This is a genomic window from Streptomyces bambusae (genome assembly GCF_019400985.1).
GTDB classification, from domain to species: domain Bacteria; phylum Actinomycetota; class Actinomycetes; order Streptomycetales; family Streptomycetaceae; genus Streptomyces; species Streptomyces bambusae_A.
In genome coordinates, this window is sequence record NZ_WTFF01000062.1 from 19,302 (window position 1) to 28,550 (window position 9,249).

At 73.3% G+C, this 9,249-nt stretch carries 10 protein-coding genes; all 10 read left to right on the forward strand.

Translation table 11 applies throughout. The features are described from left to right. Positions 1–144 precede the first annotated feature (144 nt). Complete coding sequence (gene ribD, locus GPJ59_RS11720; protein ID WP_219666944.1) at positions 145–1,272, forward strand: bifunctional diaminohydroxyphosphoribosylaminopyrimidine deaminase/5-amino-6-(5-phosphoribosylamino)uracil reductase RibD; 1,128 nt, start codon at positions 145–147, stop codon at positions 1,270–1,272. Next, a complete protein-coding gene (locus tag GPJ59_RS11725) occupies positions 1,273–1,959 on the forward strand; it encodes a riboflavin synthase (protein ID WP_308120252.1) in 687 nt (228 codons plus the stop codon). Continuing rightward, positions 1,956–2,612 carry a nicotinamide mononucleotide transporter family protein gene (locus GPJ59_RS11730; protein WP_219666945.1) on the forward strand — a complete coding sequence of 219 codons (657 nt, stop codon included), beginning with the start codon at positions 1,956–1,958 and terminating at the stop codon, positions 2,610–2,612. Before GPJ59_RS11725 ends, GPJ59_RS11730 begins: the two co-directional genes overlap by 4 nt. After that, complete coding sequence (locus GPJ59_RS11735) at positions 2,609–3,868, forward strand: bifunctional 3,4-dihydroxy-2-butanone-4-phosphate synthase/GTP cyclohydrolase II (protein WP_219666946.1); 1,260 nt, start codon at positions 2,609–2,611, stop codon at positions 3,866–3,868. The genes GPJ59_RS11730 and GPJ59_RS11735 overlap by 4 nt, the downstream gene beginning before the upstream one ends. 109 nt (positions 3,869–3,977) lie before the next feature. After that, positions 3,978–4,463 (forward strand): 6,7-dimethyl-8-ribityllumazine synthase, encoded by a 486-nt coding sequence (ribH, locus tag GPJ59_RS11740; protein WP_219666947.1) that lies wholly within the window; start codon positions 3,978–3,980, stop codon positions 4,461–4,463. Positions 4,464–4,498: 35 nt separating this feature from the next. Beyond that, entirely contained in the window at positions 4,499–4,780 is a 282-nt protein-coding gene (locus GPJ59_RS11745; protein ID WP_219666948.1) for a phosphoribosyl-ATP diphosphatase, read from the forward strand. 75 nt (positions 4,781–4,855) lie between these two features. Then, a complete protein-coding gene (hisG, locus tag GPJ59_RS11750; protein ID WP_219666949.1) occupies positions 4,856–5,704 on the forward strand; it encodes an ATP phosphoribosyltransferase in 849 nt (282 codons plus the stop codon). Continuing rightward, positions 5,704–6,162: a PH domain-containing protein gene (locus GPJ59_RS11755; protein WP_219666950.1), complete on the forward strand. Its 459-nt coding sequence runs from the start codon at positions 5,704–5,706 to the stop codon at positions 6,160–6,162. Before hisG ends, GPJ59_RS11755 begins: the two co-directional genes overlap by 1 nt. Before the next feature lie 264 nt (positions 6,163–6,426). Next, complete coding sequence (locus GPJ59_RS11760; protein WP_219666951.1) at positions 6,427–7,926, forward strand: hemolysin family protein; 1,500 nt, start codon at positions 6,427–6,429, stop codon at positions 7,924–7,926. Continuing rightward, positions 7,923–8,987, forward strand: coding sequence for a hemolysin family protein (locus GPJ59_RS11765; protein WP_219666952.1), 1,065 nt, complete (start codon positions 7,923–7,925; stop codon positions 8,985–8,987). Before GPJ59_RS11760 ends, GPJ59_RS11765 begins: the two co-directional genes overlap by 4 nt. The last annotated feature ends 262 nt before the right edge of the window (positions 8,988–9,249 follow it).

Consider the following 9,249-nt stretch of genomic DNA (forward strand, 5'->3'; position numbering starts at 1 on the left):
GGCAGTGATCGGTACGCCGCCGCCGGCGGTTCGTCGTCCGTGCATCCGCACACGACGGATCCGCTCCTTTTCGGCATCGGCGTTCCCCGATGCGCTGTACCGCTCACTCTGTCGTATCCCGACAGGCCCCGGAGTCCGTGCCCGATGAGGCAGGAGGACCCGGTGGCGACATCCGCCGAAGCGAACGCCGCGCACGACGAGCGCGCCATGCGCCGTGCCGTCGAACTCGCGGCCCGCGGTCTCGGCTCCACCAGCCCCAACCCCGTCGTGGGCTGCGTCGTCACCGACTCCGCCGGCACCGTCGTCGGCGAGGGCTGGCACGAGCGGGCCGGCGGCCCGCACGCCGAGGTCCACGCCCTGCGCGCGGCCGGCGAAGCCGCCCGCGGCGGCACGGCCTACGTCACCCTGGAGCCCTGCAACCACACCGGACGCACGGGCCCCTGCGCCCAGGCGCTGGTCGAGGCCGGCATCGCCCGCGTCGTCTACGCCGTCGCCGACCCGAACCCGCAGGCCAGCGGCGGTGCCGCCACCCTGCGCGCGGCCGGCGTCACGGCCGAGGGAGGGCTCCTGCAGGCCGAGGCGGAAGCGGGCAACGCCGCCTGGCTCACCTCCGTACGCCTGGGCCGCCCGCACGTCACCTGGAAGTACGCCGCCACGCTCGACGGCCGCAGCGCCGCCGCCGACGGCTCCAGCCGCTGGATCACCTCGCCCGAGTCGCGGGCCGACGTCCACCGACTGCGCGCCGAGGCCGACGCCGTCCTGGTGGGCGGCGGGACCCTGCGCACGGACGACCCGCACCTGGCCGTCCGCGGAATCGACGGCGCCACCCAGCCGCTGCGGATCGCGATCGACACCCGCGCCGCGCTGCCGGCCACCGCCCGCATCCTGGACGACGCGGCGCCGACGCTCCTCGTCGTCGGCGAGGACGCCGACACCGGGCACCTGCCCGGCGTGGACCTGCTCCGGCTGCCCCTGACCGACGGGCGCATCGCCGTCGCCGACCTGCTCGGCCGGCTGCACGAGCGCGGCGTACGCGCCCTCCTGCTGGAGGGCGGCCCCACCCTCGCGGGCGCCTTCCTCGAAGCCTCGGCCGTCGACCGGGTCGTCGGCTACCTCGCCCCGGCCCTTCTCGGCGCGGGCCCCGCGGCCCTCGCCGACGCCGGCGTCACGAACATCTCCCAGGCCCTGCGCCTGGACATCACGGAGGCCGTACCCATGGGCCCCGACCTCCGGATCACCGCCGTCCCCACCACCGCCCCCAAGGAGCACTGAGTGTTCACCGGAATCGTCGAAGAGCTGGGCGAGGTCACCGCCGTCGAGCAGCTGGCGGAGGCCTCCCGCTTCCGCCTGCGCGGCCCCCTCGTCACCGAGGGCGCCAAGCACGGCGACTCCATCGCCGTCAACGGCGTCTGCCTCACCGTGGTGGAGACCGCCGGCGGCGAGTTCACCGCCGACGTGATGCAGGAGACCCTCCACCGGTCCAGCCTCGGCGCCCTGGCCGCCGGCTCCCGCGTCAACCTGGAGCGCCCGATGGCCCTCGGCGGCCGGCTGGGCGGCCACCTGGTGCAGGGGCACGTGGACGGCACCGGCGAGATCCTCTCCCGCACCCCCTCCGAGCACTGGGAGATCGTCAAGATCTCGCTGCCCGCGGCGCTGTCCCGGTACGTCGTCGAGAAGGGCTCCATCACGGTGGACGGCGTCAGCCTGACCGTGGTCGAGGCGGCCGCCGACTACTTCACCATCAGCCTCATCCCCACCACCCTCGCCCTGACCACGCTCGGCATCAAGCAGAGCGGCGACCCGGTCAACCTCGAGGTGGACGTCCTCGCCAAGTACGTCGAGCGGCTGCTGGCCGCCGGCGTCGACCCGCTGCACCGCGGACAGACGGCGGAGACGGCGGAAACCGCCGAGGCCCCGAAGACCGCGGAGACCGCGGAGACCGCGGAGGCCGCGAAGTGAGCGCCCTGACCTGGCTGAACTCCGAGGCCTTCACCGTCTTCGGCCAGAAGGTCATCTGGTCGGACATGATCGGCAACACCATGGGCCTGGCCGCCCTCGCCCTCGGCTGGCGCCGCTCCATATGGACCTGGCCCGCCCAGCTGCTGTCCGGCCTGATCCTCGTCGCCGCCTACGCCTCCGCCCACCTCTCGGGCGGCGTCGGCAAGCAGCTCCTCGTCATCGGCGTCGCCGCGTGGGGCTGGTACCAGTGGCAGCGCGGCAGCCGGAAGGCGCAGGACGGCACCATCGCCGTGCGCACCGCGACCTGGACGGAACGCGGCCTGCTGCTCGGCGGCGCGGCCCTCGGCACCCTCGCCGTCGGCGGCCTGTTCACGCTCTACCCGCAGCTGTCCTGGAGCCCGTGGGCGGACGCCTACATCTTCGTCGGCACCCTCGCCGCCATGGTCGCCCAGGCCCGCGGCCTGGTGGAGTTCTGGATCGCCTGGCTGCTCGTCGACCTGGTCGGCGTACCGCTCGCCTTCAGCAGCCAGCTGACCTTCTCCGGCCTCGTCTACGTCGTCTACTTCGCCCTCGTCGTCTGGGGCGCCTACGACTGGTACCAGCGCTCGCGCACCACCACCCACCCCTCGGCCCTCGAAGGAGCAACGGCATGACCACCGACGAGTTCTTCGCGCTCGACCCCGTCGAGCAGGCCATCCGGGACATCGCGGCCGGCCGTCCGGTGGTCGTCGTGGACGACGAGGACCGGGAGAACGAGGGCGACCTCGTCGTCGCCGCCGAGAAGGCGACGCCCGAGATCGTCGCCTTCATGATGAGCGAGTGCCGCGGCCTGATCTGCGCCCCCATGGAGGGCGCGGAGCTGGACCGCCTGGAGCTCCCGCAGATGGTCGGCAACAACACCGAGTCGATGAAGACCGCGTTCACCGTCTCCGTCGACGCCACCGCCGCCCACGGCGTGTCCACCGGCATCTCCGCAGCCGACCGCGCCACCACCCTGCGGCTGCTCGCCGACGGGGTCTCGGGACCCGGGGATTTCGTCCGTCCCGGCCACGTCTTCCCGCTGCGCGCCAAGCCCGGCGGCGTGCTGGCCCGCAACGGCCACACCGAGGCCGCCGTCGACCTCGCCCGCCTCGCGGGCCTGCGCCCGGCCGGCGCCATCGTGGAGATCGCCGGCGAGGACGGGGAGATGCTGCGGCTGCCCGAGCTGATCCCCTTCGCCCGCAAGCACGGCCTGACGATCATCTCCATCGAGGACCTGATCGCCTACCGCCGCGCCGCCGAGCCCACCGTCCGCCGGGAGGCCGAGGTCAGCCTGCCGACCGAGTTCGGCGAGTTCACCGCGTACGGCTACCGCTCCACCGTGGACGGCGTGGAGCACGTCGCCCTCGTCCACGGCGAGATCGGCGACGGACAGGACGTCCTGGTCCGGATGCACTCCGAGTGCCTGACCGGCGACATCTTCCACTCCCTGCGCTGCGACTGCGGCCCGCAGCTGCACGCCTCCATGGAGCGGATCAAGGAGGCCGGCCGGGGCGTCGTCGTGTACCTGCGCGGCCACGAGGGACGCGGCATCGGACTGATGTCCAAGCTGCGCGCGTACGAGCTCCAGGAGCGCGGCCGCGACACCCTCGACGCCAACCTCGAACTCGGCCTGCCCGCCGACGCCCGCGACTACGCCGCCGGCGCCCAGATCCTCGCCGACCTCGGCGTGGCCGGCGTCCGGCTGCTGACCAACAACCCCGAGAAGGCCGACGCCCTCGTCCGGCACGGCATCGCGGTCGCCGAGCGCGAGCCGATGCCCGTCGAGGCGGGGGAGCACAACCTGCGCTACCTGCGCACCAAGCGCGACCGCATGGGCCACGACCTGCCGTGGCTCGACCCGGCCGTCTCGGCCTGCGCGAACCAGTAGCCGAGGAACCGCAGAACCGCAGAACCGCAGTACGGCAGTACCGAAGAACCGCAGTACCGAACCTGTAGAAACCGATCCCCGTAGAGCGTGGAAACACCGAAGGAGAGCTGTGAGCGGCAAGGGCGCACCCGAACTGAGCGTGAAGAACTGCGGCGACCTGCGGGTCGCGGTGGTCGCGGCGCAGTGGCACGAGAAGGTCATGGACGGACTCGTCGACGGCGCCCTGCGCGCCCTGCACGAGCTCGGCATCGACGAGCCCACCCTGCTGCGGGTCCCCGGCAGCTTCGAGCTCCCGGTGGTGGCGAAGGTACTCGCCGGTCGCGGTTACGATGCCGTCGTCGCCCTCGGTGTGGTCATCCGCGGCGGCACCCCACACTTCGACTACGTGTGCCAGGGCGTCACCCAGGGCCTGGTGCAGGTGTCCGTCGAGACCGGAGTCCCCGTCGGCTTCGGCGTTCTGACCTGCGACAACGACGAGCAGGCGCTGGACCGCGCCGGCCTCGAAGGGTCGAACGAGGACAAGGGGCACGAAGCGGTCACCGCCGCCGTCGCCACCGCCATGACCCTGCGGACGGTCAGCGAACCCTGGCGCTGAGTGGCGCGGGGGAACCCCGTATTCTGAGGACCATCATGGCGAACGAATCCACCAAGAGTTTCGAAGAGCTCTTCGCCGAGCTCCAGCTCAAGGCCGCCGAGGGCGACCCCAGCACCTCCCGCACCGCCGAGCTGGTGGCCAAGGGCGTCCATGCCATCGGCAAGAAGGTCGTCGAGGAGGCCGCCGAGGTCTGGATGGCCGCCGAGTACGAGGGCAAGGAGGCCGCCGCCGAGGAGATCTCCCAGCTGCTGTACCACGTCCAGGTGATGATGGTGGCGCGCGGGATCTCCCTCGACGAGGTCTACAAGCACCTCTGACCCCTCCTCCCCCCGCCCCACCCCCGCCCCCGCTCCGCACAGCACCACAACATCGCGAACAAAGGAACCGACCTCATGCTGCGCATCGCCGTCCCCAACAAGGGTTCTCTCTCCGGACCTGCGTCGGAGATGCTCCATGAGGCCGGCTACCGCCAGCGCAAGGAGTCCAAGGAACTCGTCACCGTCGACATCGAGAACGAGGTCGAGTTCTTCTACCTGCGCCCCAAGGACATCGCGATCTACGTCGCGTCCGGCAAGCTCGACATCGGCATCACCGGCCGTGACCTGCTGCTGGACTCCGGCGCCAGCGCCGAGGAGATCCTCGCTCTGAACTTCGGGCGCTCCACCTTCCGCTACGCCACCAGGCCGGGCACCGCGACGGGCCCCGAGGACTTCCACGGCATGACGATCGCCACCTCGTACGAGGGGATCGTCGCCAAGCACCTCGCCGAGTGCGGGGTCGACGCCTCCGTCGTCCACCTCGACGGCGCGGTCGAGACCGCCATCCAGCTCGGCGTCGCCCAGGTCATCGCCGACGTCGTCGAGACCGGCACCAGCCTGCGCAACGCCGGCCTGGAGGTCATCGGCGAGCCGATCCTGAAGTCCGAGGCCGTGGTCATCCGGCGCAACGGCGCCGACGCCGACGACCCGCAGGCGCAGCAGTTCCTGCGCCGCCTCCAGGGCGTCCTGGTGGCCCGCAGCTACGTGATGATGGACTACGACATCCGGGTCGAGCAGCTGGAGAACGCCGTGGCGCTCACCCCGGGCCTGGAGTCCCCGACCGTCTCCCCGCTGCACCACGAGGGCTGGGTCGCGGTCCGCGCCATGGTCCCCGCCAAGGAGGCCCAGCGGATCATGGACGACCTCTACGAGCTCGGCGCCCGCGCGATCCTGACCACCTCGATCCACGCCTGCCGCCTCTGATGGCCGCCGACCAGACGGCCCTGCCGTCCCTGCCCGTCGTCTTCCGGCCGACCCGGACCCGTGTCGTCCTGCTGGGCGTCGGCGCCGCCATGTTCGCCACCATCACGGCCATCGCGCTGCTGCTGGAACGGCTGAGCACGGGGGAGCGGATCAGCTTCGTCTTCACCGCCCTGCTGCTGTCGTCCGTCCTGGTGCTGCTCAGCCGGCCCAAGGTGGTCGCCGACGAGGACGGCGTGACCGTGGTGAACCTCACCACCAAGCGCCGGCTGGCCTGGCCGCAGATCCTGCGCGTCAACCTCCGCCCGGGCGACCCCTGGGTCTTCCTCGACCTCAGCGACGGCACCAGCCTGCCGGCCCTGGGCATCCAGCCCGGCATCGCCCGGGAGCAGGCGCTGGGCGATGCCCGCGCCCTGCGCGCCCTGGCCGACGCACACGGCTCCGGCGCGCACGACAACTGACCCGGAACCGACCGGTCGGCGACCGCCCCGGCGGCCCCGCCACAGGGCCGTCGGCCGGCCCCGCCGGCCGGGCCGACCGCCGCGTGCCATTGCGGTGGCGATCTCAATGACTACCCTGGTGGCGGGGCGCGCCGTGCGCCCCTCCTTCGCACCCCGGCCCGCCGGGCCCGAAGGGCACCTGCGACCTGAGGAGTGACTCCCTCCAGCAATGGACGGATCGTCCGGTAGTACCCGCGCCGCCCTCTCCCCCGAGACGGCGGCATCATGATCATCCCGCTACTGCTGCTCGGTGCGGCCTTCGTTCTGATCCTCGCCAACGGCTTCTTCGTGGCGGCCGAGTTCGGCCTCGTCACCGTCGAGAAGCCCGAGGCCGAACGCGCCGCCGCCGACGGCGACCGCCGCGCCCGTGCCGTGGTCGAAGCCCTGCGCGAGCTGTCCTTCCAGCTCTCCGGCACCCAGCTCGGCATCACCATCACCTCCCTCGTGGTCGGCATGCTCGCCGAGCCCGCCCTCGCCGGGCTGCTCTCCGGGCCGCTGCGCGCCACCGGCCTGCCCCAGGGCGCCGCCTCCGGCGTCGCCGTGGCCATCGGCATGCTGCTCGCCTCCGCCGTCCAGATGGTGGTCGGCGAGCTCGTCCCGAAGAACTGGGCGGTCTCCCGGCCGCTCCAGGTGGCCCGGTTCGTGGCCGGCCCGCAGAGCGCCTTCTCCCGCGCCTTCCGGCCGGTCATCGCCGCGCTGAACGCCGTCGCCAACCGGCTGGTACGGGCGCTGGGCGTGGAGCCCGCCGAGGAGCTGGCCTCCGCCCGCACCCCCGGCGAACTGGTCTCCCTGGTCCGCCACTCGGCCCAGGCCGGCGCCCTGGAGCAGGACACCGCCGACCTGTTCGTCCGCACGCTGTCGCTGGGCGAGCTCACCGCCCAGCACGTCATGACCCCGCGCGTGAAGGTCAGCGCCCTGCAGTCCACCGCCACCGCGGCGGACGTGCTCAACCTCACCCGCGCCACCGGCCTGTCCCGCTTCCCGGTCTACCGCGACCGCATCGACGAGATCACCGGGGTGGTCCACCTCAAGGACGCCCTGGCGGTGCCCGAGCACGAGCGCGGCCGCACCACGGTCGGCGCGATCTGCGACGCGCCGGTGCTGGTGCCCGGCACCCTGCCGGTCCAGCCGCTGCTGGAGCGGCTGCGCAGCGAGCAGCCGATGGCCGTGGTCGTCGACGAGTACGGCGGCACCGCCGGCGTCGTCACCCTGGAGGACATCGTCGAGGAGCTCGTCGGCGAGGTGCGCGACGAGCACGACCTCGCCGAGGACACCCGGCCCGAGCTGGCCGCCGTACCCGCCGAGGACGGCCGCCCCTCCTGGGACGCCGACGGCAGCTGCCGCGTGCAGACCCTGCGCCGGATAGGCCTGGAGGTCCCCGACGGCCCGTACGAGACGGTCGCCGGCCTGGTCGCCGACCTCCTCGGCCGGATCCCCGCCCCCGGGGACCGGGCCGAACTCCCCGGCTGGAAGCTCTCCGTCCGGCAGGTCGGCCGCAATCGCGCGGAGCGCGTCCGGCTGGTCCGCCTCCTGCCCGCCCCCGCCGGGTACGGCTCCGGCCTGCCGGGCCCCGCGGTGGAAGCCACGGGCGGAACACTGCTCGCTCCCGCCGCCCTCGCCGGCTCCGTACGGGTGGCTGCGGCGGCCGACACCGCCGCCCCGGCCGACCCCGGCCAGGCGCACCGGCACGAGCGGCCCGGCCAGCTCGAAGGGGCTGCGCGATGAACGCCCTGCAACTGCTGTTCGCCCTGCTGCTGGTGCTCGCCAACGGCTTCTTCGTCGGCGCCGAGTTCGCCCTCGTCTCCGTCCGGCGCAGCCAGATCGAGCCCCTCGCGGCCGGGTCCAAGCGGGCCCGGCAGGTGCTCCACGGCCTGGAGAACCTGCCGCGCATGATGGCCGCCGCCCAGTTCGGCATCACCGTCTGCTCGCTCACCCTGGGCGCGGTCGCCGAGCCCACCGTGGCCCGGCTGCTGGAGCCCGTCTTCCACGCCGTCCACGTCCCGCAGGGCCTGGTCCACCCGCTCGGCTACGCGTTCGCGCTGGCCGCCGTGGTGGTCCTGCACCTGGTGATCGGCGAGATGGTGCCCAAGAACCTGGCGATGGCCGCCCCGGAGCGGACCGCGCTGTGGTTCAGCCCCGGCCTGGTCGCCTTCGCCCGGATCTGCGGCCCGGTCACCACCGCACTGGGGGCCTGCTCGCACTTCGTGCTCCGGCTGTTCAAGGTCGAGCCGAAGGACGAGGTCGAGGCCGTCTACACCAGTGCCCAGCTCGGCCGCCTGGTCGAGGACTCCCGCCAGGCCGGGCTGCTGGAGCGGGTGGAGCAGGAGCGCCTGGAGGACGCCCTGGAACTGGGCAGCCGCCAGGTCACCGACGTGCTGCTCGCCCCCGACCGGCTGGTCACGGTCGCCCCCGCGGCGACCCCGCGCCAGATCGAGCAGCTCACCGTCCGCACCGGCTACTCCCGCTTCCCGATACGCGCCGAGGGCGGCGCCTTCATGGGCTACGTCCACGTCAAGGACGTGCTGGACGTGGAGGACCGCGAACGCGCCGTGCCCCAGCGGATATGGCGCCGGATGCCGACGCTGTGCGCCACCCTCCCGCTGGACGACGCGCTCAGCGTGATGCGGCGCGACGCCACCCACCTCGCCCAGGTCGCCGACCCGGGCGGGCGGGTGCTCGGCCTGGTCACGCTGGAGGACGTCCTGGAGATGCTGGTCGGCGAGGTGCGCGACCCCGCGCACCGGAGCAACTCCGGCCCGGCCAGACCCAGCCCCGCCGCCGTCTGAGGCGTGGGGACACCCGCGGACGCAGCGGCCGGACCGACCGCCTACATCGGCGGCGGCTCCGGCCGCCCCCGGTCGGCCGGCCCCCCCCCCCCCAGCACCCCCCCCTACGCCCGCATCAGATCCGGCAGCCGCCGCGGCGCCCGGTCCTCCCGGGGCAGCGTGCCCCCGGAGCCGGCCCGCCGCAGGGCCCGGGAGGCGCCGGTCTTCTCCTACAGGGGGCGCAGGAACACGCCGGTGGCCCGCTCGTCGATCCACCCCCGCT

Coding starts and splice junctions, on each gene's coding strand:
- ribD (WP_219666944.1), top strand. CDS start 145: ATGAGGCAGGAGGACCCGGTGGCGACATCCGCCGAAGCGAACGCCGCG.
- GPJ59_RS11735 (WP_219666946.1), top strand. CDS start 2,609: ATGACCACCGACGAGTTCTTCGCGCTCGACCCCGTCGAGCAGGCCATC.
- GPJ59_RS11745 (WP_219666948.1), top strand. CDS start 4,499: ATGGCGAACGAATCCACCAAGAGTTTCGAAGAGCTCTTCGCCGAGCTC.
- hisG (WP_219666949.1), top strand. CDS start 4,856: ATGCTGCGCATCGCCGTCCCCAACAAGGGTTCTCTCTCCGGACCTGCG.
- GPJ59_RS11755 (WP_219666950.1), top strand. CDS start 5,704: ATGGCCGCCGACCAGACGGCCCTGCCGTCCCTGCCCGTCGTCTTCCGG.
- GPJ59_RS11760 (WP_219666951.1), top strand. CDS start 6,427: ATGATCATCCCGCTACTGCTGCTCGGTGCGGCCTTCGTTCTGATCCTC.
- GPJ59_RS11765 (WP_219666952.1), top strand. CDS start 7,923: ATGAACGCCCTGCAACTGCTGTTCGCCCTGCTGCTGGTGCTCGCCAAC.